24 protein-coding genes are annotated in these 21,971 nt (G+C 66.2%); 12 read left to right on the plus strand and 12 right to left on the minus strand.

Going from position 1 to position 21,971, the window contains the following annotated elements; all coding sequences use genetic code 11:
* Window positions 1-73: 73 nt before the first annotated feature.
* Entirely contained in the window at window positions 74-1,516 is a 1,443-nt protein-coding gene (locus ACFWHR_RS05850; RefSeq protein ID WP_382447326.1) for an alcohol acetyltransferase, read from the minus strand.
* A complete protein-coding gene (locus ACFWHR_RS05855; protein WP_382447327.1) occupies window positions 1,513-2,505 on the minus strand; it encodes an alpha/beta hydrolase in 993 nt (330 codons plus the stop codon). The genes ACFWHR_RS05850 and ACFWHR_RS05855 overlap by 4 nt, the downstream gene beginning before the upstream one ends.
* A 39-nt stretch (window positions 2,506-2,544) precedes the next feature.
* Here ACFWHR_RS05855 and ACFWHR_RS05860 point away from each other — a divergent pair, with 39 nt between their 5' ends.
* The 4 genes from ACFWHR_RS05860 (at window position 2,545) to ACFWHR_RS05875 (ending at window position 5,794) form a co-directional block, all read left to right on the plus strand.
* Window positions 2,545-2,718: a hypothetical protein gene (locus ACFWHR_RS05860; RefSeq protein ID WP_382447328.1), complete on the plus strand. Its 174-nt coding sequence runs from the start codon at window positions 2,545-2,547 to the stop codon at window positions 2,716-2,718.
* A gap of 30 nt (window positions 2,719-2,748) precedes the next feature.
* Window positions 2,749-3,318: a LemA family protein gene (locus ACFWHR_RS05865; RefSeq protein WP_382447329.1), complete on the plus strand. Its 570-nt coding sequence runs from the start codon at window positions 2,749-2,751 to the stop codon at window positions 3,316-3,318.
* A gap of 12 nt (window positions 3,319-3,330) precedes the next feature.
* Window positions 3,331-4,203, plus strand: a complete 873-nt coding sequence (locus ACFWHR_RS05870; protein WP_382447330.1) for a M48 family metallopeptidase — start codon at window positions 3,331-3,333, stop codon at window positions 4,201-4,203.
* 73 nt (window positions 4,204-4,276) lie between these two features.
* Complete coding sequence (locus ACFWHR_RS05875) at window positions 4,277-5,794, plus strand: MFS transporter (RefSeq protein WP_382447757.1); 1,518 nt, start codon at window positions 4,277-4,279, stop codon at window positions 5,792-5,794.
* Between the two features lie 35 nt (window positions 5,795-5,829).
* Here ACFWHR_RS05875 and ACFWHR_RS05880 read toward each other — a convergent pair whose 3' ends face one another.
* On the minus strand, window positions 5,830-6,957 hold the full coding sequence (locus ACFWHR_RS05880) for a glycerate kinase (protein ID WP_382447331.1): 1,128 nt from the start codon (window positions 6,955-6,957) through the stop codon (window positions 5,830-5,832).
* A 133-nt stretch (window positions 6,958-7,090) separates the two neighbouring features.
* On the opposite strand from ACFWHR_RS05880, the gene ACFWHR_RS05885 reads away from it, so the two are divergent.
* Window positions 7,091-8,602: an aspartate ammonia-lyase gene (locus ACFWHR_RS05885; protein WP_382447332.1), complete on the plus strand. Its 1,512-nt coding sequence runs from the start codon at window positions 7,091-7,093 to the stop codon at window positions 8,600-8,602.
* Between the two features lie 94 nt (window positions 8,603-8,696).
* On the opposite strand, the gene ACFWHR_RS05890 is transcribed toward ACFWHR_RS05885, so the two are convergent.
* Complete coding sequence (locus ACFWHR_RS05890; protein WP_382447333.1) at window positions 8,697-9,566, minus strand: fumarylacetoacetate hydrolase family protein; 870 nt, start codon at window positions 9,564-9,566, stop codon at window positions 8,697-8,699.
* A 123-nt stretch (window positions 9,567-9,689) separates the two neighbouring features.
* Here ACFWHR_RS05890 and ACFWHR_RS05895 point away from each other — a divergent pair, with 123 nt between their 5' ends.
* Together ACFWHR_RS05895 and ACFWHR_RS05900 are read left to right on the plus strand one after the other, a co-directional pair.
* Window positions 9,690-10,061 (plus strand): FKBP-type peptidyl-prolyl cis-trans isomerase, encoded by a 372-nt coding sequence (locus ACFWHR_RS05895; protein ID WP_382447334.1) that lies wholly within the window; start codon window positions 9,690-9,692, stop codon window positions 10,059-10,061.
* A 142-nt stretch (window positions 10,062-10,203) separates the two neighbouring features.
* Window positions 10,204-11,655, plus strand: a complete 1,452-nt coding sequence (locus tag ACFWHR_RS05900; protein ID WP_382447335.1) for an NCS2 family permease — start codon at window positions 10,204-10,206, stop codon at window positions 11,653-11,655.
* Here ACFWHR_RS05900 and ACFWHR_RS05905 read toward each other — a convergent pair.
* The 4 genes from ACFWHR_RS05905 to ACFWHR_RS05920 are packed head-to-tail and all read right to left on the minus strand — an operon-like array spanning window position 11,652 to window position 14,254.
* Window positions 11,652-12,224: a MogA/MoaB family molybdenum cofactor biosynthesis protein gene (locus ACFWHR_RS05905; RefSeq protein ID WP_382447336.1), complete on the minus strand. Its 573-nt coding sequence runs from the start codon at window positions 12,222-12,224 to the stop codon at window positions 11,652-11,654. The two genes, ACFWHR_RS05900 and ACFWHR_RS05905, sit on opposite strands and share 4 nt — an antisense overlap.
* Window positions 12,221-12,736, minus strand: coding sequence for a cyclic pyranopterin monophosphate synthase MoaC (gene moaC, locus ACFWHR_RS05910; protein ID WP_382447337.1), 516 nt, complete (start codon window positions 12,734-12,736; stop codon window positions 12,221-12,223). The genes ACFWHR_RS05905 and moaC overlap by 4 nt, the downstream gene beginning before the upstream one ends.
* The gene (gene glp, locus ACFWHR_RS05915) at window positions 12,729-14,003 is read right to left on the minus strand and encodes a gephyrin-like molybdotransferase Glp (protein WP_382447338.1); all 1,275 of its coding nucleotides are present in this window, start codon (window positions 14,001-14,003) and stop codon (window positions 12,729-12,731) included. Before glp ends, moaC begins: the two co-directional genes overlap by 8 nt.
* A 2-nt stretch (window positions 14,004-14,005) precedes the next feature.
* On the minus strand, window positions 14,006-14,254 hold the full coding sequence (locus ACFWHR_RS05920) for a MoaD/ThiS family protein (RefSeq protein ID WP_382447339.1): 249 nt from the start codon (window positions 14,252-14,254) through the stop codon (window positions 14,006-14,008).
* Between the two features lie 52 nt (window positions 14,255-14,306).
* Here ACFWHR_RS05920 and ACFWHR_RS05925 point away from each other — a divergent pair, with 52 nt between their 5' ends.
* Together ACFWHR_RS05925 and ACFWHR_RS05930 are read left to right on the plus strand one after the other, a co-directional pair.
* Window positions 14,307-15,635, plus strand: a complete 1,329-nt coding sequence (locus tag ACFWHR_RS05925) for a ThiF family adenylyltransferase (protein ID WP_382447340.1) — start codon at window positions 14,307-14,309, stop codon at window positions 15,633-15,635.
* Complete coding sequence (locus tag ACFWHR_RS05930; protein WP_382447341.1) at window positions 15,632-16,045, plus strand: molybdenum cofactor biosynthesis protein MoaE; 414 nt, start codon at window positions 15,632-15,634, stop codon at window positions 16,043-16,045. Before ACFWHR_RS05925 ends, ACFWHR_RS05930 begins: the two co-directional genes overlap by 4 nt.
* A gap of 5 nt (window positions 16,046-16,050) precedes the next feature.
* On the opposite strand, the gene moaA is transcribed toward ACFWHR_RS05930, so the two are convergent.
* Genes moaA through ACFWHR_RS05950 form a run of 4 tightly spaced genes read right to left on the minus strand, consistent with a single transcriptional unit; the run spans window position 16,051 to window position 19,244 of the window.
* Window positions 16,051-17,136, minus strand: coding sequence for a GTP 3',8-cyclase MoaA (gene moaA, locus ACFWHR_RS05935; protein ID WP_382447342.1), 1,086 nt, complete (start codon window positions 17,134-17,136; stop codon window positions 16,051-16,053).
* A gap of 53 nt (window positions 17,137-17,189) precedes the next feature.
* Complete coding sequence (locus ACFWHR_RS05940; protein WP_382447343.1) at window positions 17,190-17,987, minus strand: ABC transporter permease; 798 nt, start codon at window positions 17,985-17,987, stop codon at window positions 17,190-17,192.
* Window positions 17,984-18,820 (minus strand): molybdate ABC transporter substrate-binding protein, encoded by an 837-nt coding sequence (gene modA, locus ACFWHR_RS05945; RefSeq protein WP_382447344.1) that lies wholly within the window; start codon window positions 18,818-18,820, stop codon window positions 17,984-17,986. The genes ACFWHR_RS05940 and modA overlap by 4 nt, the downstream gene beginning before the upstream one ends.
* Window positions 18,821-18,845: 25 nt before the next feature.
* The gene (locus ACFWHR_RS05950) at window positions 18,846-19,244 is read right to left on the minus strand and encodes a molybdopterin-binding protein (RefSeq protein ID WP_382447345.1); all 399 of its coding nucleotides are present in this window, start codon (window positions 19,242-19,244) and stop codon (window positions 18,846-18,848) included.
* Window positions 19,245-19,473: 229 nt separating this feature from the next.
* Here ACFWHR_RS05950 and ACFWHR_RS05955 point away from each other — a divergent pair, with 229 nt between their 5' ends.
* The 3 genes from ACFWHR_RS05955 to fmdA all read left to right on the plus strand — a co-directional run bounded on the left by ACFWHR_RS05955 (window position 19,474) and on the right by fmdA (window position 21,827).
* The gene (locus ACFWHR_RS05955) at window positions 19,474-20,115 is read left to right on the plus strand and encodes an AmiS/UreI family transporter (RefSeq protein WP_382447346.1); all 642 of its coding nucleotides are present in this window, start codon (window positions 19,474-19,476) and stop codon (window positions 20,113-20,115) included.
* A 61-nt stretch (window positions 20,116-20,176) separates the two neighbouring features.
* Entirely contained in the window at window positions 20,177-20,464 is a 288-nt protein-coding gene (locus ACFWHR_RS05960; protein ID WP_382447347.1) for an FmdB family zinc ribbon protein, read from the plus strand.
* A 109-nt stretch (window positions 20,465-20,573) separates the two neighbouring features.
* A complete protein-coding gene (fmdA, locus tag ACFWHR_RS05965) occupies window positions 20,574-21,827 on the plus strand; it encodes a formamidase (protein WP_382447348.1) in 1,254 nt (417 codons plus the stop codon).
* Window positions 21,828-21,971 lie beyond the last annotated feature (144 nt).

The raw sequence follows: 21,971 nt of genomic DNA on the forward strand, positions 1-21,971 counted from the left end.
ACGCCCTCTCCACAAAGGGGGCACGCAGCCCACCGGCCCTCGATGTCGGCCGCGCAGGCGGTACACCGGCTCACTAGTCGACCTCCGCAAGTTCTGCCTCGGTCGCTCTGGCCGCGGCCACCGAGACGTCGACGCCGCTGTCGGTGAGCTGCCGCACGAAGTCTCTGACATGATCCGTCTCAATGAACGGCGAGGTGAAACTCACGGTCAACAGCCCGTCGTGGGAGATCGCGCAAAACTGCGGGCGCACCGCCGACACGTGAAACAGCATTCGCCCCACCCGCGACTCGGCGGGCTCTGGCAGCACGACGCGACCGAGGTTCGAGACCGCGACACTCAACCCCCGGTTGTTACCGCGGTTAATCGCGCGCAGCACCACGTCTTTCAGCACGCGGGGGAAGATACGCAGCATCGGGCTCTGCTCGAACCGGATGAACCGTCGCAGCTTCTGGTCAAGCGCCTGCGGTGTCGCCCTCGGGCGAAACTGGGCTTCGAGGCTGCGGCACAGGTCACCGAGCTCGTCGGCACCCTCGCCGAAAGTGTGCTCCACGCGCACTGTCGCGAAAAAATTGCGCGCCGAAGTCGACGGGAAGAACTGCCTGAGATTGATGGGTACCGATGCTGAGAGAGTTCGGGATCGGCCGAGCGTCCCCGCCGACGTGCGCACGGCCAGGAAGAACAGCGCCGTCAGGTACATCGTGATTGACACGTGTTCGGCTCGCGCACGGGCGAGCACCTGGTCAGCCGGCATTGTCAGTTCGACGAGTCGCGGCCGGTTATCGGGGGTGCGAGTGCCGCGCACGCGATACACCCGCTTCGGCCGCGCCCGAACCCAACGCGTGACGGTCGAAACTGTGCGGGTGGCCACGTCGGTCGCCGCCGTCGCGGCGGTTGCGAGTGCCCCGCGCGCGACCGCCGCTTGCGCAACCGTCGCGTCTTCGGCGCCGGCGTTGAAGGAAGCGAGGGGCTCGCTGCCGCGATGAAAATAGTGAACGAAGCTGTCGGTCGTGAGCTGGTGCGTGTCGGGCCGCTCAGCGCCAACAGCGTGCGGATCCAGGTTGTCGGCGGACGTGCTCGCAAAGTCGTCGGCAGCAGCGCAGCGATCCGCGCCGAGATACGCCTGAACCAGGTCCGTGAGAAACCACAGCGCGCCGGTGCCGTCTGACAAAGCGTGGAAAATCTCGAGACTGATGCGTCGACGGTGATAAATCACCCGGAAGAGCAGATTGCGCCGATCGGCCTTGTACAGCGGAGCGCACGTGTGCAATTGCTCACGCGTCACAGTCGGGCGAAGCGTGCTCTCTTGCAGGTAGTACCAGAACACCCCGCCGCGCAGCACCGAATGGTAGAGCTTGTAGCGGTCGAACGTGCGGTCGAGCGCCGCCTGCAACAGCTCAGCATCGACATCGGCGTCCATGTCGGCACTGATTCGAAACACCTTGGGATCCGCGTCGCTGCGCGCCGCGAGGAAGATGTTCGAAGCGTTGTCGAGTCGTGCCCACGATGCCTGCGTCATGTTGCGTCCTCAGCGTCCTTTCCTGGCACGCGCTCGTCGAGAAATTCGTTGATGACGTCGTACGCCTCACGCAGCGACCGCGAGAACCTCGGCAGTGTGATGAATCCGTGCAGTGCACCGTTCACGCGATGAACGCGCACGCGATTGCCCGCGCGTTCAAGCGCGGCCCCGTACGCCTCACCCTCGTCACAGAGCAGATCCAGCTCAGCTGTAATCAGGAGAGTGTCTGGCTGATGCGTGAGGTCTGTCGCCATGAGCGGCGCGACCGTGGGGAGCTTGCGCTGAGCGGCGTCTGGAACGTACAGGTCGAAATAATCCTGCACCTCGGTATTGGTGAGTCGGTAGTCATCGCCGTGGTTGCGCACTGATGCAAACTCTGAGGTCGCAGGATCGTGGTCCCAGTGGGTCACGGGATAGAGCAGGATCTGACGCTTCGCGCCCGCGACGCCCTCGTCGCGCAGCTGCTGCGATACGACCGCGGCGAGGTTACCACCCGCGGAGTCGCCGACCAGCACGATCTCGCCGGTCGCCTCGATACCGGCGCGCGTCGGGTCGGCCAGCAGCAGTCGCGCAACTCGCAGACAGTCTTCGAGGCCGGCGGGGTATGGATGCTCGGGAGCGAGCCGGTAGTCGACTGACGCGACCACGCACCCGGTGAGGTCGGCCATCGTGGCGCACGCCGGGGTGTAGCTCTCGATGTCGCCGGTGACCCAGCCGCCGCCGTGATAGAACAGCAGCACCTCATCGCGACGCTGTTCACGCGGGTGAAATACGCGAACCGGGATCGGATGGTCGCCGTCTGCGGAGATGATTTCGACGTCGAGAGCGTGAAAGCGCGGCCCCGGGAGCACGGCCAGCTGGCGCTGCACCCGACGCACTTTTTCGTAGTCCTCGCGCATATTCAGGCGCGGGGCGGCGAAATAGCGCATGACTCTCCGCAACAGCCAGTTGACCCGCGAGGGAGGCCGATCCGACCGTTCGATTTCCATGGAACCAGCGTATCGGGCGGTCACCGCTAGGGTGATCCCGTGCTCTTCGCGAAGTTCGTACTGGTCGTCACGATCCTCGTCGTCATTGTGCTCGCGATCCTGATGCGGATTCGCGCCGCGAAACTACGCCGTCAGCGCGCTCGCGACGAGCGCCGGGCAGCGGCGAGACGAGCCGCCAGGTCGGCGCCGCAGAATCCTCGCGATCCCAGCTGATTCGGCGCCACCGACGCTAGGATGCAGAGCATGTCTGGTGGATTGATTGCCACGCTTGTCGTGGTCGGCGTTCTCGTCCTGTTGATCGGTTACGTGTGGGTCACGTACAACTCGTTGGTGACCCTTCGCGTGCGCGTCGACGAGGCGTGGAGTGACATCACTGTGCAGCTCAAGCGTCGCGCAGACCTCATTCCGGCGATCGTTGAGACGGTCAAGGGCTATGCGGCCCATGAGCAGGGCGTCTTTGAAGCGGTTACAAAGGCCCGCGCCGAGACGATTTCGGCGCAGGGTCCGGCCGAAGCGTCCACCGCCGAGAACCACATGCAGCAGGCCTTGAAGAGCATCTTCGCGGTTGCTGAGGCGTACCCGCAGTTGCAGGCGAGCCAGAACTTCCTCCAGCTGCAGAGCGAACTCGTCGACACCGAGAACAAGATCCAGGCCTCACGCCGGTTCTACAACGGCGGAGTGCGCGAGTACAACACGAAGATCCAGGTGTTCCCGAACACGCTGTTCGCCCGCGGCATGGGCTTCACGGAGCGCGTCTTTTTCGAGGTCGAGGACATTGCCTCGATCTCGGAGCCGCCGCGCATTCAGTTCTAGCCGGGGCGGGCCGTGTACCGGGCAATCCGCCGCAACAAGGTCAACAGCTTCCTCATCATTTTGCTCTTCTTGGGCATTGTTGGGGGACTCGGATACCTCGCGGCGTATATCTATCGCTCGCCCGGCATCGTCATTGCCGTGGTGGTCGTTTCGGCGATCTACGCCCTGATTCAGTACTTCATGGCGGGTCGCCAGGCGATCTCGATGAGTGGCGCCCAGCGCGTCACGCAGGCCGAGAACCCGCGGCTCTATCGCATCGTTGAGAATCTCTCGATCACGACGGGTACTCCGATGCCAGAGGTTTACGTCATCAACGATCCGGCACCAAACGCGTTCGCAACCGGGCGCGATCCGCAGCACGCGATGGTGGCGGCGACGACTGGCCTGCTTGATCTGATGACCGATCCCGAACTTGAGGGCGTGATGGCCCACGAACTCGGGCACGTGCGCAACTACGACATTCGCGTGTCAATGATCGTGTACGGCCTCGTCGTCGCGGTCGGCATGATCGCCGACGTGCTCGTGCGCATGGCATTCTTTGGGCGGAACAACAGTAATGGCAACCCGGTGGTGCTCATTTTCGGGCTCGTCGCGATGTTGATCGCCCCGCTCGTCGCGACGGTGGTACAGCTCGCGGTGTCGCGGCAACGCGAGTACCTCGCGGACGCTACCGGCGCCATGACCACCCGTCACCCAGAGGCGCTCGCAAGCGCGCTGCACAAGCTGTCGACGTACGGCCAGCCGCTGCAGCGTCAGCAGACGAGCATGGCTCACCTCTGGATCGCGGATCCGCTGAAGCCGGGCATGGTGCAGCGCCTGTTCGCGACGCACCCGCCGATTCCGGAGCGCATCCGTCGCCTGCTTGACATGGGCGGCAAGTTCTAGCGGGAACGCAGCTTCGCCCGGGCAGGCGTACTGTAGGAGGGTAGCCGAGGAGGTCGCCCACACCGTGTCCAACATGTTCCGCTCGCTCTCCGTACGTGATTACCGCATTTGGTTCTTCGGAGCGCTGGTGTCGAACATCGGCGCGTGGATGCAGGCGACAACGCAGAGCTGGGTCGTGCTCACCGAGCTCACGGATACCAACGCGGCCGCCGTTGGCACGACGATGGCGCTGCAGTTTGGCCCGCAATTGCTGCTCGTGCCGTTTAGCGGCGCCGTAGCCGATCGCTTCGACCGTCGTCGCGTACTGATGGTCACGCAGTCCCTGCTCATGCTGCTGGCCGCGGGACTCGGGCTGCTCTTGATTACGGGGCAGGCCGAGCTGTGGCACCTGTATGGGTTCGCGCTGGCGCTTGGCATCGTGAACGCGTTCGACACCACGTCACGGCAAGCCTTCGTATCGGATCTCGTCGGGCACAGTCAAACCTCGAACGCGGTCGCGCTCAACTCGGCCTCGTTCAACTCCGCGCGGCTCGTCGGCCCTGCGGTTGCCGGAGTGCTGATCGCCGTGATCGGCTCGGGCTGGGTCTTCATGATCAACGCGGTGTCGTTCCTCGCGGTACTCGGAGCGCTCGCCATGATTCGCACGCGCAGGATCACCCCGCCGTCGTCCCAGCGTGAGTCACAGTGGCGGCAGCTCTCGGCGGGGTTCAGATACGTGCGCGGCCGACACGATCTGCTCGTGATTTTCTCGATGGTGTTTCTCGTCGGAGCGTTCAGCATGAACTTTCCGGTGATCTCGTCGACGATGTCGCTGGAGTTCGGCCGCGGCGCGAGCGACTACGGTTTGCTCTCCTCGGTGCTCGCGATCGGGTCGCTAGCAGGCGCGCTGCTTGCCGCGCGGCGGCCCTCGGCGCGGATGCGCGTCGTGATCCTCGCCGTGGGCGGCATCGGCATCATGAGTCTGATCGCCGCGCTGATGCCCTCGTTCTGGAGCTTCGCGGTAACGCTCGTGTTCTTCGGCTTCGCCATCTCGACGATGCTGACCACCGCGAACGGATTCGTGCAGACGACCGCGGAGCCCGCTGTCAGGGGCCGAGTGCTCGCGCTCTACATGGCCATCCTGATGGGCGGCACCCCGATCGGCGCGCCCCTCGTTGGCGCTGCGGCCGACGTGCTCGGCCCGCGATCAACGCTCGTCATTAGCGCGATCGCCGGCCTGATTGCGTTTGGCATCGGTCTCACGTGGCTGTTCTCGGAGCGACGGCTGCGCTTCCATCGTGACGGCACGCACGTCCGCGTCACGCACGCGGGCCGGCCGGGGCTCGACGATGACCCTGGCGCGCAGCTTGAGACGCTCACAGCGCCGATCTCGGTGCTGCGGCGCGGCCCTGCGCCGATCATTGGGGCGGGGGAGTCGGTACCGCAGGAGGGTTCGACCGAAGCGATCTCCATTGACGGACTGATCGACGTAGCTGGCAAGTCATCGCGAGCACCAGACGAGGGTGACCACGACGGTGACGCCGACGGTGACATCGACGGTGACATCGACGGTGACATCGACGAGCCCGGAAAACGACGCGGGGCGCCTTAGGGCCGGCGTGACGCACTGCTCACTACGACCGCGACTCAGATCGTGTCGGTCAGCGACCGCGCGATGTCCGCGCCGATCTCGGTGAGGTACGTGCGAGTGTCGCGGATGCTCGTCGCGCGATCGGGCGCTCGGTCGAGCACGGCGTAGCAATCGCTGAAGCCCGCGGCCCGCCACTCAGCTTCGCTGAGCGTGACGCGCCCGCACACCGCCACCACCGGGATATCGAGCGTCGCGGCGGCCTGTTGTACACCGACGGGTGTCTTACCGCCGAGACTCTGGGTGTCGAACGATCCCTCGCCGGTGATCACGAGATCTGCGCCAGCGAGGTGCGCGCGCAGACGGGTGAACTCGCAGACCACGTCGACTCCCGGGCGTTGCACGGCGTCGAGTACCGCCAGTGCCGCGAAGCCCACGCCGCCGGCAGCACCTGCCCCCGGCGCATCGATGAAGTCGGCGCCGGTGCGTTCGGCCGCGAGCATGCGCGCGAAGCGGGTCAGGCCGAGTTCGAGCTGAGCGACCTCGGTAATAGTCGCGCCCTTCTGCGGCGCGAACACACTCGCCGCGCCCTGCGGGCCGAGCAACCCATTGTCGACGTCGGTTGCGAGTACGAAACGTGTGCGCGCGATGCGGCGGTCGAGCCGCGTGAGATCTATGCTGGCAAGGTTTCGGAGGCTGCCGCCGCCGTCGGGGAGCTCCTGACCTGCCGCGTCGAGCAGACGCGCGCCGAGTGCCGAGATGAGGCCGGCACCGCCGTCGGTGGAGGCACTGCCCCCAACCGCCAGGATGATTGAGGTGACGCCACGATCCAGCGCCTGCGCAATCAGCTCTCCCGTGCCCCGCGACGTCGCGGCGAGTGCGTTGCGCTGTCGGGCGGGCACCAGCGAGAGCCCCGAAGCGGCAGCCAGTTCAATGATCGCGGTCGTCCCCTGCAGTGCGAAAGCCGCGTCCACGGGGTCGCCGAGCGGCCCGGTCACCGATGCGCTGACGGCCGTGAAGCCGGCATGGATCGCGGGACCGAGCGTGCCTTCGCCACCGTCAGCCATCGGCACCACGCTGATATCGGCCTCAGCGTCAACCGATCGGACACCCGCGGCAATGGCGTCGCCGACGCTCTGAGCATCGAGAGCGTCCTTGAACTTGTCGGGAGCGACAACGATTCGCATGCCCTCACGCTACCGCGTCCGCCGAAACTTCGGCGGTTATGCGATCCGCCGCCACGGCGCACGTTTGAGCGGTAGGCTGAGACAGTCCTGGCGGCAGGTCCGCCTTTTTACGAGTATGGAGCCATGATTCCCGGTGAGCGACTTCTTGTCAGCACAGACACGCACTGAAACGGACTCTCTCGGCAGTGTCGAGATTCCCGCTTCCGCATACTGGGGGGTGCATACGGCTCGCGCGCACGAGAACTTTCCCATCGCGCGGCGCCCAATTTCTGTCTACCCCGACTTCATTCGCGCGTTCGCGTGCGTGAAGCAGGCGGCGGCGCGTGCCAACCTCGAAATCGGCGCGCTTGACGAGCAGCGTGCCACGCTGATCGATCGCGCGTGCGAAGAGATCAAGACCGGCATGCTGCACGACCAGTTCGTGGTCGGCGTCATTCAGGGTGGCGCTGGCACCTCGACGAACATGAACGCGAACGAGGTCATCACGAACCGCGCGCTCGAGCTCGCGGGTCACGCCAAGGGCGACTACTCGTTCATTAACCCGAACGACCACACGAACCACAGCCAGTCGACGAACGATACGTATCCGACCGCGATCAAGATCGCGCTCGCATTCTCGCTCGACAACCTGCTCGACGAACTCGGCCTGCTGGCGGAGTCGTTCGCGGCAAAGGGCCGCGAGTTCTCGCACATCATCAAGGTCGGCCGCACGCAGATGCAAGACGCCGTGCCGATGACGCTCGGCCAGGAGTTCAACGCATTTGCCGTGACCCTGCGCGAAGACATTGAACGACTGCGCGACGCGGTGACGCTGCTGCGCGAGGTCAACATGGGCGCAACCGCTATCGGCACCGGCATCAACGCGCCGAAGGGCTACAAAGAAGCGGTCATCAAGCACCTCCGCGAGATCACCGAGCTTGAGCTCGTGACGGCGGGCGACCTTGTCGAGTCAACCAGCGACACCGGTGTTTTCGTGACGTTCTCCGGTGCACTGAAGCGCAGCGCGCTGAAGCTCTCGAAGATCTCGAACGACCTTCGCCTGCTCTCCTCCGGCCCGCAGGCCGGGTTTGGTGAGATCAACCTGCCGGCTCGCCAGGCCGGCTCGTCGATCATGCCTGGCAAGGTCAACCCGGTGATCCCCGAGGCAGTCACGCAGGTCGCGTACTCGGTCGCTGGCGCCGACGTCACCGTGTCGATGGCGGTCGAGGCGGGTCAGTTGCAGCTGAACGCCTTTGAGCCCGTCATTGCGCACTCGCTGTTCCAGTCGATCACCTGGCTCGCTCGGGCCTGCCAGACGCTGCGGGTCAACTGCGTCGACGGCATCACCGCGAACGAGGCTCGCCTCGAAGACATGGTCTCGCGCTCGGTGACCGTCATCACCGCACTCGCACCGGTCATCGGCTACGCCGAGGCCGCGAAGCTCGCCAAGGAGGCACTCGCGACGAACGCGAAGGTCTCTGAGCTCGTGACCTCGCGCGGTCTGCTCGATCAGGCGCAGCTCGACGACATCTTGCAGCCGTCGAAGCTCGCGGGCCTCGCGCCCGAGACCGACGTCATCGACGTCATCAAGGACGCGGCCGTCGCCGCTCCCGAAAAGGTCGAAGACGGTAAGGGTCCGCAGGTCACCAAGAAGCCCGCGAAGTAGGCTGACGCACGCGAAGGGCCGGTGGGAAGAGAACTTCCCACCGGCCCTTTCTCGTACGCGGGGCGCGTTGCGCGGTGAACGCCGCGCGTCTGGCTTACGCCTCGACGCAGTGCGAGGTGAGCGCGCCGATGCCCTCGATCGTGATGGTGACCTCGGTGCCGGGGCGGAGGTAGAGCGGCGGCTTGCGCGAGCGGCCAGCGCCGCCGGGGGAGCCCGTCGAGATGACGGTGCCGGGCAGCAGCGTGGATTCCTGCGAAATCGAAGAGATGAGCTGAGCGACCGTGCGAATCATGAACCCGGTCGTCGAATCTTGCACGCGCAGGCCGTCGACATCGGTGGTCAGGTGCAGCGCCTGCGGGTCGGGAATCTGATCTGCGGTGACGACGACCGGCCCGATGGGGGTGAAACCGTCGAACGACTTGCAGCGCGACCACTGCGGCTCCTGGAACTGAATGTCACGAGCGGTCACGTCGTTGATCGCGGTGTAGCCGAAGACGTAGTCGAGCGCCTCCTCAGGCGTGACATTTTTCGCTGCCTTGCCGATGATCACACCGAGTTCGCCCTCGTAGTCGACCTCTTCGCTGACGTCGCTCGAGAGCGGCACCTCGCCGCCGTGGGCGCCGAGCGAGTTGGGGAAGAGCGAGAAGAGCACGGGGCCCGAATCGTTGTCGAGGCTGAGCTCGCTGGCGTGCTCGTCGTAGTTCAGGCCGACCGCCAGCACGATGGGCGCGCCGATTGCTGCCGGAGCGTACGTCGCATCAGCGATCGGGCTCCACGCCTCTGGGCTGGCAGCGGCTACCGCGTCGCGAACGGTCGCGAGTGCGTCGTCGCCCGCCTCGATCAGCTGCTGCAGCGTTTCGAACGGCTGCTCGAGTGCGCGCAGCGCAAGATAGCGGGCGTCGTCGTCAACAACAACGAGCTCCGGAATGGACGTCGGCGCAAGGATCAAGTGTGCGAATCTCACATTGACAGGGTATCGGAACCCGTGACCCCTTGCGCGCTTCGAGCATTCCGTGGAATATTCGGGCGGTTTCCCTCTGGGCGAACTCGGAGGCGGATTGGCTGTGACATCAGCGAGAATAAAGTCATGAGTGAAACCCCGAAGACGAAGCCTGAGATCGAGTTCCCTGAGGGACCGGCCCCCACCGAACTGCAGATCGTTGACGTCGTAGAGGGCTCCGGCGACGAAGCGCTCGCAAGCTCCACGGTCGACGTGCACTACCTCGGCGTCGAGTACGACACCGGAGAAGAGTTCGATTCGTCGTGGGGTCGCGGCGAATCCATCAACTTCCCGCTGCGCGCGCTCATTCAGGGCTGGCAGGTGGGCATCCCGGGCATGAAGGTCGGCGGCCGCCGCAAGCTCATCGTTCCCGCGGCTCAGGCTTACGGCACGTCGGGTGGGCACCCGCTTTCGGGCAAGACACTGATCTTCGTGATCGATCTGCTCGGCGTTAGCTGATCCGCGTCTTTCTCTGTGCCTGAGGGCCGTTCGCACCCGCGAGCGGCCCTCAGTTGTTTCCGCCGTGAAATCTGAGTGACCCCGTGCGGTGGTACCGTTTCTGTGTTCAGGGAACACTCAGCAAGACGGAGAGGAGCTGCCCGTGTCAGAGGCGCAGCAGGTGACGAGCGAGCAGAAGCCCACGGGAACGTGGGGAGGGGTCGACCGCTACTTCAAGATCAGCGAGCGCGGCTCGTCCTTCGGCACCGAGATTCGCGGCGGGCTCGTCACGTTCGTCACGATGGCGTACATCGTGATCTTGAACCCGATCATTCTGACGAGCGGCGCCGACGTTGCTGGCAACACGCTCTCGTTCCCCGCCGTCAGTGCGGTCACTGCGCTCACTGCCGGCGTGATGACGATTCTGTTCGGACTCGTCTCACGCATGCCGTTCGGCTTCGCGGCCGGTCTCGGTATTAACGCCTTCCTCGCCTTCTCCGTGGTTGGTCAGGTGACCTGGCCAGAGGCCATGGCGCTGGTCGTGATCAACGGTGTGCTCATCGTGCTGCTCGCCGCGACCGGGCTACGCCGCATGATCTTCGACGCGGTTCCCGTGGAGCTGAAGCTCGCCATCACCGTCGGCATCGGACTCTTCATCGCCTTCATCGGGTTCGTGAACTCCGGGTTTGTCACGGCCACGGGCAGCGCTTCACCCCCGGTTGGCCTCGGCATCGGCGGCTCGGTCGTCACCGTGCCGACGCTGATCTTCGTGCTCACTCTCATCATCACCGGTGTGCTCGTCGCGGCCAAGGTCAAGGGCGGCCTGCTCATCGGCCTCGTCGCGGGCACCGTCGTGTCGGTGATCGTCGAGGCTATCTGGCATCTCGGCGCGAGCGTCGACAAGCCGGGCGGCTGGGGGCTTACGGTACCCGCGCTCGATGGTGCGCCGTTCGGTGTTCCCGATCTGAGCCTGGTCGGCGCAGTCAGCTTCGATCTCAGCCGCGTCGGCATCGTGACGATCGTCATGCTCGTGTTCACCCTGCTCTTCACAAACTTCTTCGACGCAATGGGCACCATGACGGGGCTCTCGCGCGAGGCAGGGCTGGCCGATGAGAAGGGCAACTTCCCGCGTTTGAAGTCGGCGCTCGTCGTCGAGGGCGTCGGCGCGATCGCCGGTGGCCTCACCTCGTCATCGTCGAACACGGTGTTCATCGAGTCGGGTGCCGGCATCGGCGAGGGTGCGCGCACCGGGTTTGCGAACATCGTCACCGGGCTCATGTTTCTGCTCGCGATGTTCTTCACGCCGCTGACGCAAATCGTGCCGACCGAGGTCGCCGCCGCTGCGCTCGTGATCGTGGGTGCGCTCATGATGGCGCAGATCAAGCACATCGACCTGACTGACTTCCGTGTGCTGCTGCCCGTCTTCCTCACCGTCGCAGTCATGCCGATGACGTACTCAATCGCGAACGGCATTGGCGCCGGATTCGTCGCCTGGGTGCTCGTGCACGCCTTCTCGGGCCGCGCGAAGCAGATTCACTGGCTGCTCTGGATCGTCGCGGCCGGCTTCGTGCTGTTCTTCGCGCGCGGACCCATCGAGGTGGCACTCGGCGCCTAGCGGCGCGGCTCGTGCCCGTCGTGCGCGCGCGGTGTACCCGCTCGCTGGCCCAGGAGGTGCTCGAGCACCGGGTCGAGCACGGCGAGGCCGTCGCGCACGCCGCCGGTCGAACCCGGCAGCGTGATGACGAACGTCGCACCCGCGAAGCCCGCGACGCCGCGCGTGAGCACCGCTGCGGGCTGCTGCGCCACGCCGCGTGCGCGCAGCGCCTCGATGAGCCCGGGAACGGCGATGTCGAGCAGGGGCTCGACGGCCTCGGGCGTGCGGTCGGTGGGGGAGACGCCGGTGCCCCCGGTCGTGATGATCACCGCGGGCGAGGCCTCCAGCGCGCCGCGCACGGCACGTGCGACATCGGCGCCATCCGCCACGATCGCGGGGCCGATGACGGCGAATCCGCGGTCGACGAGCCATGCGGCAATGACGGGACCGGTCGTATCGGTCGCGGTGCCCGCCGCTGCGCTCGTCGACGCGACAACAACGTGCGCGATGCGGGCGCCGTCACTCATCAGCTGCGCGGCCTGGTCGTTCGGCCTATCCGCGTCGCCGTTCGACCGGCTCCCGTGGCTCATGGCGCGGTCCAATCCCCGCTCTTGCCGCCCGATTTGGCGAGCACGCGCGTGCCCGTGATGACCGCGTGGTGGTCGACCGCCTTGATCATGTCGTAGAGCGTGAGTGCGGCAACGCTGACCGCTGTCAGCGCCTCCATCTCGACGCCAGTGACCCCCCGCGTGGTGACCGTCGCGACGATGCGCACGCGCTCCGCCTCAGTCTCAAAGTCGATCGCTACCTTCGAGAGTGGCAACGGGTGGCAGAGCGGAATCAGGTCGGGGGTGCGCTTTGCTCCCATGATGCCCGCGATGCGCGCGGTGCCGAGCGCCTCGCCCTTCGGAAGCTCGCCCGTGACGAGTCGGTCGATAACGTCTGCGCGCGTCTCGAGGTACGCCTCCGCGCTCGCCGTGCGCTTGGTCACGGCCTTGTCGGTCACGTCGACCATGTGCGCGCTGCCGTCGGCGCGCAGGTGCGTGAGCCCAGCTTGATTCGCAGACTCAATGGACTCGGTGGGAAGCGCATTCTCAGACATCGAACCTCTGAATCTCGATCGGGGAGCCGGTGGGCAAGTGCGCGACTCCAACAGGGATATGAGCGAGCAGCTCGGCCGCCGCAAGGTCGGCGAGCAGGTGTGAACTCGGCGGCGTCAGTTCGACCGTGCCGTCAGCTGTGAAGCGGCCGCGGCGAACCTGATGCTTGTGCTCGGGTGAGTTGACAGCGTGCGCGAGACGCGCCGTCGACCGCTCGCCGTGCTCGGGCAGACCGGCGAAGGCACGCAGCAGGGGAAGTAAAAAGAGCTCGGCCGACAGCGCGGAGCTCACGGGGTTGCCCGGAAAACAGAGCGTCGCCAGGTCGCGTCCGCCGACCGTCACAGTGCCTGCTCCCTGCGGTCCGCCCGGCTGCAGCGCGATTCCTGTGAAGGTGATGCTGGGTGCAGTTGCATCGCGTTCCAGTGCGTCACGCACGACCTCAAACGCGCCCGCGCTGATGCCACCGGAGGTGACGAGCACGTCGTGTTCTGGCCCGAGCTCAGCGATCAGCGCACGCAGTTCGTCTGCGTGGTCGACGACCCGTCGCGGGGTCACTTCGGCGCCAGCCTCGCGCAGCGCTGCGGCGAGAAGCGGCGCATTTGCATCGTAAATGCGCCCGGGGGCGAGTGGCTCGCCCGGTTCGGTCACCTCGTCGCCGGTCGATACGAGCAGCACCCGTGGCCGCCGCCGCACCGGCACCTCAACGACGCCCGCGCTCGCCAGCAGCCCGACCGTCGTGGGGCGCAGCCGGGTGCCCGCGGTCACGAGCGGAGCCCCCGCGGCGTGGTCAGAGCCGCGGCCGCGCACGTACGCGCCCGCCTGCGGAGCTTCCGTGAAGCTCACGCTCGGCGCTGGGCCATCGGGATTCGGGTCCCCAGATCGGCGCAGCCCGCTGAACACCGGGGGATCCGCTGCCTCGATCGGGATCACGGAGTCAGCGCCGTGCGGAATGGGTGCCCCGGTCATCACGGGCGACACGCTGCCCGGCTCGAGATCTACCGGTGCGTCGCCCGCTGCCGCGGTGACACCCACGCGAAACGAGAACGGCCCGGGTCCCGCGAAGTCGGCGGCGCGCACGGCGTAGCCGTCCATTTGCGAATTATCGAACGGGGGGAGTGCGATCGCGGCGGCGACGTCGCGCGCGACGATGCGCCCACTGAGCGCCGCTGACCCGATCGGCAGCGTCTCGGGCGCTGCCGAACGCACCTCGTCGAGCGCCCGCGAGATGAGCGCCGCGACCACCTCGGCGTGCTCGGTGTGTGAGCGCACGCTCAGCCTCCCGCGAAGGCGGGCAGCACGTCAATCGTGGTACCGGTCACGGCACCATCGTCGCAGCGAACGGTGCCATCCACCAGAAACGATCCCGATCGCAGCACGCGCCGCATCGGGTCGCCATAGCGCGCGCTCAGATCGTCGCGCAGAGCGGAGAGCGTGGCGTCGCCAGGCGCCTCCCAGAGTTCTTCCTCGCGTCCGGCAGCATCTGCCGCCGCTGCGAAGTATCTGACGATGATCCCTGACATACCGCCATGCTAGCGAACCCCCATCAGAAGCGGCGCTCGTAGAATGGGTGACATGTCTGAGTCAGGCGCTGCCCGCCCGAACCGCGCGGAATCGGGGCCCGCCCGGCCCGCTCCGCTCGTCGAACCGCTCGCTGCGTTGCGACCCGAGGCGGCCATCCGAGCGCAGCGTCAAATCACGCTGCCCGGCTTCGGTGAAGAAGCCCAGCGCCGCCTCGCGAACGCGAGCGTGCTCGTGATTGGGGCTGGCGGGCTCGGGTGCGCAAGCGTGCCGTACCTCGCTGGCGCCGGCGTGGGCCGCATCGGCGTACTCGACGATGACCTCGTGGAAACCTCGAATCTTCACCGGCAGGTCACACATCGCGCAGGCGATGTCGGCCGCGCAAAGGTCGATGCGCTCGCGGAGATGGTCGGCAGGCTTGATCCGAGCATCACCGTCGATCGACACCGGTTGCGCCTGACCTCGGATAATGCGCTCGAGTTGTTTGCGCAGTACGACCTGGTGCTCGACGGGAGCGACAATTTTCCGACGCGCTACCTGGCGAACGATGCAGCAGAGCTTGCCGGGCGACCGCTCGTCTGGGGCGCGATCCTGCAGTATTCAGGCCAGGTAGGGGTGGCGTGGCACGCCCACGGCGCAGGCTACCGCGACATTTTTCCGGCCCCGCCGCCCGCCGACAGCGTGCTGAGCTGCGCCGAGGGCGGAGTGCTCCCGGGGCTCTGCGGTACGGTCGGTTCGCTGATGGCCACTGAGGCGCTGAAGCTTATTGCCGGCATCGGTGACCCCCTGATCGGTCGCGTGCTGGTCTATGACGCGCTCGCCGCGCGCACCCGCGAACTGCGGGTGAACCGCAACCCGCAGGCCGCGCCGGTCAACGCGCTCGTGGATTATGAGCTGTTCTGCGGCGACGCGGCCGCGCCGCACGCCGCGACAGGCGACGCGACGCGAGGCGACATCACTGCGCACGACGACACACCCGATATCGCCGCGGTCATCACCGCCGTCAGTGCCGAGGACTTCGCGAGCTCGCTGCGTGCCGACCCGCAGCTGCGCGTCATCGACGTGCGTTCGGCCCCCGAGCACAGCGAGCGTCGCGTGCGTGCCTCTCAGCACACGCCCGTTGAACACATCGAGGCTGATGGTCTGCCCCGGGCGTCCAATGACGACACGCTCTGGCTCTACTGCGAACGCGACCCGCGCTCGCGCCGCGCCGCCGAAGCGCTCGCGGCCTGTGGGGCAACTGACGTGCGATACCTGCAGGGCGGCATTTCGCAGCTCGCGCGCGTGGCTCCCGAGTTGATCGAGCGGGGTGCTGTTGCGCACTCCGCACATGACGATTCAGGCACATACAGTCACACGGCCGAACCGAGGGAGCACGCATGACGGAGGTATTCGCCCGCATCACGGCGGAGGAGATCGACGAGGTCGCCGTGCGAACGGCGGTAGATGCCCCCGAGTGCGGGGCGCTCGTGATGTTTCACGGCATCGTGCGCGATCACGATGGTGGCCGCGGCGTCGCCGCCCTCGATTACCGCTCACACCCCGAGGCCGAGCGGTTCATCGCCGAGTGCGTCGCTTCTGAACAAGCGCGCACCGGCCTGCGGCTCGCCGCCGTGCACCGCGTCGGAGAGCTCCGCATCGGCGACGCGGCGCTGGTCGCGGCGGCGTCAGCGGCGCACCGCGGTGAGGCGTTCGAGGCGATTGAGCGGCTCGTCGAGCGCATTAAACACGAGGTGCCGATCTGGAAGCGGCAGCACTTCGCAGACGGCGTCAGCGAGTGGGTGGGGCTCTGACGCGGTCAGCCTCCGATGTACGACATCTCGATCCGTTCGCGATCCGGCGTCGCTTCCCCGATACGCGCCCGCAACTCCGAGTAACGATCGTCACGGCCGCCCCAGACGCCAGCGAGTTCGCTGCGTAGCTCGGTATCACTCGCCCCTGAGCGCAGCAGCGCGCGCAGATCAAAGCCAGTCGAGGCAAACAGGCACGTGAACAACTTGCCGTCGGCAGACACGCGCGCCCGCGTGCATGTGCCGCAGAATGCGCCCGTGACACTCGAGATCACGCCGATCTCGCCTGATCCGTCGAGATAGCGCCAGCGCTTTGCGGTTTCGCCCGGGCGCGATTCGGCGACGGGCGCGAGCGGGTGCACGGCGCTGATGCGCGCAACAATCTCTGCGGACGGCACGACATCGGCGAGGGCCCAGCCGTTGCTCGCTCCCACATCCATGTACTCGATAAACCGCAGGATCTGGCCGTTTTCGCGAAAGTGCTGGGCGAGCGGCACAATCTCGTCGTCGTTGACGCCGCGCTTGATCACCGCGTTCACTTTGACCGGGCCGAGGCCAGCGGCCGTTGCGGCGGCGATGCCGTCAAAGACGCGCGCGAGGGGAAAGCGTACGTCGTTGATTGCTTGAAAACGTGTCTCGTCAAGTGAGTCCACCGACACGGTGACCCGGTCGAGCCCCGCTTCACGCAGTGCTGCAGCCTTCACCCGCAGCGCAGAGCCGTTGGTCGTGAGCGCCAGATCCGGTTTCCGGCCGTCGGGGGTGCGCAACTCGGCGAGACGTGAGATGAGTTCTTCGATGCCGCGACGCAGCAGGGGCTCGCCGCCTGTGAGTCGGAGCTTGTCGACGCCGAGTGCGACGGCTGCGCTGGCCAATCGCACAATCTCGTCGAAGCTCAGCAGTTCGTCGCGGTCCATGAACTGATAATCGCTGCCGAAGAGCTCCTTCGGCATGCAGTAAACGCAGCGGAAATTGCAGCGATCGGTGACCGAAATACGCAGATCGCGCAGAGCGCGGCCGCGGGCATCACGCAGCCCGGCCGAGGGGAGTTGGTGCGCCCGCCCGGAGCGCCCTATTGCGGGCTTGACCTCCACCATTGCGACACCTCCTGCGCTGCCACACTAGCAGCCGCGTTCGGACCGCGACTCGGTTACAGAGTTCTGCTGGCTGCGCGCCCCTGCACCACGGCGAGCGCGGCAATGGCGATGGCAATGAGGATCAGCGACAGCGTCAACGCGGTGTCCTGTGTGACGCCGGCTCCGTTGAACGCCGTATAGATCGCGAGCGGCACTGTGCGCGTCGTGCCCGCCGCGTTGCCGGCGAAGAGTGCGGTCGCACCGAACTCGCCGAGCGCGCGCGTAAAGCAGAGCATGGTCCCCGCAATGAGGCTCGGTCGAATGAGGGGCAGTGTGACTCGGAACAGCACGGTCTGCCGTGACGCCCCGAGCGTAGCGGCGGCATCGCCGTAGGCCGGGGTCAGCCCGCGAAGTGATGCCTCGACCGCGATCACGAGGAACGGGAGCGCAACGAACGTCTGTGCGATCACCACCGCCAGTGTGGTGAACGGGATGCGAATCCCCGCGTCGGCGAGGGCATTGCCGAACACGCCGCCCCGACCCAGCAGCGACAGCAGTGCGAGACCGCCCACGAGTGGCGGGAGCACGAGCGGCAGTGTGACTCCGGCCCGCAGCAGCACGGACACCCATCCGGTCGTTCGCGAGAGCACGACGGCGAGCGGCACCCCGAGCAAAAGGCAGCAGAGCGTTGCTGCCGTTGCGGTGACGAGAGAGAGGGCGAGCGCGCTACCGGTCTCTGGCGCGGCGAGCGTGGCTGGCAGCGCAGCCCAGTTCATTCGGCCAATCAGCGCGATGAGCGGCAACAGGAGCAGCCCGCCGCCGATCAGTGCGGGCGCGATTACGATGCCAGGGATGCCGCGATTCGCACTCACCCGACGGTCACCGGTCCGAATCCGAGTTCCGCCAAGTGAGCCTGTGCCGCATCGCTGAGCAGATACTCGGCGAACGCCTGCGCGGTGGGTTCACTTCCAGACCCCTCGATGGGTGCGATCAAATAGGTTCCAGCCGCATCGATCGCGTTCGGAATTTCGATCCCCACCACCGCGCCGTCAGATCTGAGCACGTCCGAGCGATACACCAGACCGGCGTCGGCCTCACCCGATGCGACCTTCGTGAGCACGGCGGTGACGCTTTGTTCCTCGCTCGCCGCGTGTAGCTCGACGCCGTCGCGGTCGAGCAGCTTGCGCGAGGCGCTGCCGCACGGCACCTCGGCGGCGCAGACCACCACTGTGGGAAATTTCCCGGTCGATCCGGCTCGCGCGAGGTCGGCGAGCGTTTTGATACCGAGAGAATTCCCCGGCGCGACCGCGATCTCCAGGCTGCTTGTGGCGAACGGTACGGCCGGTGATGCGAGCATGTGGGCGTCGCTGACGAGCGACATGTTGCGTTCGTCAGCTGAGGCAAACACGTCAACCGGGGCGCCGCCGATGATCTGGGTGGCGAGCACCGCCGAGCCGTCGAAGGTCAGGTTGTCGAAGGTGACGTCTGGGTGCGCTTTCGTGAAGTCGGCAGTGAGGTCTTCGAATGCCGGTTGCAACGATGCCGCGGCCGCAACGGAGAGGCGGCCAGAGACCCGAGTGTCGTCAGACGTTGACGACGCGGCGGAACCCCCATCATTGGGCGTCGCCGAGGCGCAGCCCGTGAGCGTGACGAGTGTCAGGGCGAGAGTGGCGACGGTGAGGCGTCGCGCAGACGCGAACTTCATTGAGCTCCCTCAGATCCGCAAACGCCTAGCGGCGCTCGGCCTCGATGATGACGGTTGTCGCCTTCACGATGCCGGTTGCGCGCGATCCAACCTCGATGGCGAGGTCGTCGAGCGCCTCGGCTGTCATCAGCGACACGACGCGATTCGGGCCGCACTGCAGCTCGACCTGCGCGACGAGGCCCTCGCGTTGCACAGCGGTCACGATGCCAGTGAAGCGGTTCCGTGCGCTGCGCCTGACCGGATCGGTGGCGTCTGGGGCTGGTGCGAGTTCGAGCGCGCGTCGGGCGAGGGACGCCCCCGTTACGGTTTGCCGCCCGGCGTCATCGGCGCCTGCGTCAAGCGCGCCATCGCTCACCCAGCGCCGCACCGTGTCATCGCTGACCCCGATAAGCGCGGCCGCCTCGCTGATCCTGAAATGCGTCATACGCAGCAGCATAGTTCCGAATCTGCGTGGAAATAACTTCCGTTCGTCCGGATATGCGGTTTGTAGCAACTTGAACCCAGATATTTGGACTGGGGCCACTGTTGACTTGCCATCGAACTCCAACTAGCTTCGGGAACAGAGCGGCTTGCTTCGATGACGAACTGCCGCAGAGCCTGGTCGGGGTGCGTTCCCGGCCGCTCTTCACGCAGTGCAGCGAGGGGAGATCGGAATGAGCAGTGTCGGATTGCTCTACGTCGGGGCCGTGTTGTTCATTAACGGGTTGATGCTGTTAGACATTGTTCCGGCGAAGGCCGCGGCGGCGATGAACCTCTTCGTGGGCGGCATGCAGGTGCTCTTTCCCACGCTGATCATCGCGCAGTCGAACGGCGATCCGGCGGTGATCCTTGGTGCGTCCGGGCTGTATCTCTTCGGCTTTACCTACCTGTACGTAGCTTGGAACACCCTCACCGGGGCAACCGGGGAGGGACTTGGGTGGTTCTCGATCTTCGTTGCCGCCTGCGCCGTCGTCTACGGCATTCTGCAGTTCACCCACTCGAATGACCCGGTCTTCGGTGTCATCTGGTGGTCGTGGGCGGTGCTGTGGTTCCTGTTTTTTCTCGTGCTCGCCCGCGGCAACGACGGTCTCGGCCGCGTTACCGGGTGGTTCGCGCTGCTGCTCGGCATCACCACGGGCGCGATTCCCGCGTTCCTGCTGCTCACTGGCACCTACGTGACGGGTGCTGTTCCCGCGATCATCGCGGCGGTCGTTTACGTTGCGTGCTTCGTCGTGGCCTGGGTGCTCGGGCGGAGTCATCGCGCCGCGCCGGATCGTGTGCCCGCGGCGGTCGCATCCGCGACCGCGACCCTATGAACGGATCTTCGCCCGCACATCGACTCGCAACCACACGATTCACCGAGAGGAACCGACACTGATGCCCAGCTACAGCTTCCGTTGCACCGAGGGGTGCGAGTTCGATGCGATGTACGCAATGAGTGAAGTGCCTCGAAAGACGCACTGTCGGCGGTGCAACGCGACGGCGATCCGCCTGGTCACGGCCCCGCATCTGTCAGCGGCGGGTGGGAGCGCATATCAGCTCCTCGAACACACGTCGCGCAGCGCGCACGAACCGCACACCGTCGACCGACTCCCCGCGCGCGGCTCGGCCGCCCGCCAGCCGGTGAGCAGCAATCCGCTGCACGCAAAGCTCCCCAGGCCGTAGTGGGTGTCGCGGTCGCGTTTGCGCCCGCGATCACGCCTGGGAACCACGTCGGCTGCCGGCCGATACAACACCCCGCAATTGAACGCACGAGGAAGCTGAGGACGAGCAGATGCCCGAACACGTATTCCAATTGGATTCAAACAAAAAGTTCACCGAGCAAGAGAAAGTCGGCCATAACCGATGGCACCCCGAGATTCCGCCCGTTGCAACGGTCAAACCGGGTGACGCCTTCCGCGTCGATTGCCGTGAGTGGTTCGACGGCGCGATCGTCAATGACGACTCCGCGCAAGACATTCTCGATGCGCCGCTGCTCACCGTGCACACCCTGAGCGGCCCGTTTCGCGTCGAGGGCGCGCAGCCGGGTGATCTGCTCATCGTCGACATTCTCGACGTCGGGCCCATTCCACAGGAGGATTCGGGGCCGCTCGCCGGCCAGGGCTGGGGCTACACCGGCATCTTTGCGAAGCGCAACGGCGGCAGCTTCCTGACCGACCAGTTTCCCGACGCATACAAGGCGATCTGGGACTTTTCGGGTCAGACGGCGACCTCTCGCCACATCCCGGGTGTCTCGTTCACCGGCATCATTCACCCGGGCCTCATGGGCACGGCACCGTCAGCGGGACTGCTGGCGAAGTGGAATGCGCGCGAGGCGGCGCTGATTGCGACGGATCCGGATCGCGTGCCGCCGCTCGCCCTCCCGCCAGAGGCAGAGCACGCCGTGCTCGGCAGCCTCGACCGGGGCGAGTGGGCGCGCGTCGGTTCCGAGGCTGCCCGCACTGCACCGCCGCGCGAGAACGGCGGCAACCAGGACATCAAGAACTTCACGAAGGGTTCTCGGGTCTTCTACCCCGTGTTCGTAGACGGTGCGAACCTGTCGGTCGGTGACCTCCACTTCTCGCAGGGCGACGGTGAGATCACGTTCTGCGGGGCGATTGAGATGGGCGGCTTCATCGACCTCCGCGTCGACCTCATCAAGGGCGGCATGGAGACCTACGGCGTGCACGAGAACGCCATCTTCATGCCGGGCAACGTGGAGCCGAACTACAGCCACTGGCTCGCGTTCTCGGGCACCTCGGTGACCCTCGACGGCGAGCAGCGATACCTCGACTCGCACCTGTCGTACCAGCGGGCGTGCCTGCACGCGATCGACTATCTGACGAAGTTCGGGTACAGCCCGGAGCAGGCGTATCTGCTGCTCGGAGCCGCACCGATCGAGGGCCGACTGTCTGGCGTCGTCGACATTCCGAACTCGTGTTCCACCGTGTATCTGCCGACTGAGATCTTCGATTTCGACCCGCGGCCGTCGTCGGCGGGTCCGACGCAGATCGATCCGGGAATGGGAGCACCTCGAGCAGCCGCGTAGGGGGGAGCGGCGGGCGGCCGGCCGGCTTGCGCAATCAAGCTGGCGGGCCGTCGAAGGGGAGTGGCGGGGGGGGGGGGGGGGGGGCCCCCCCCCACCCCCAGACCAAAACAAAAAAAAAACCCACCCACAAACCACCCCGGGGTA

Origin of the sequence: Leucobacter sp. NPDC058333 (assembly GCF_042726155.1) — a bacterium.
In the GTDB taxonomy this organism is placed as follows: domain Bacteria; phylum Actinomycetota; class Actinomycetes; order Actinomycetales; family Microbacteriaceae; genus Leucobacter.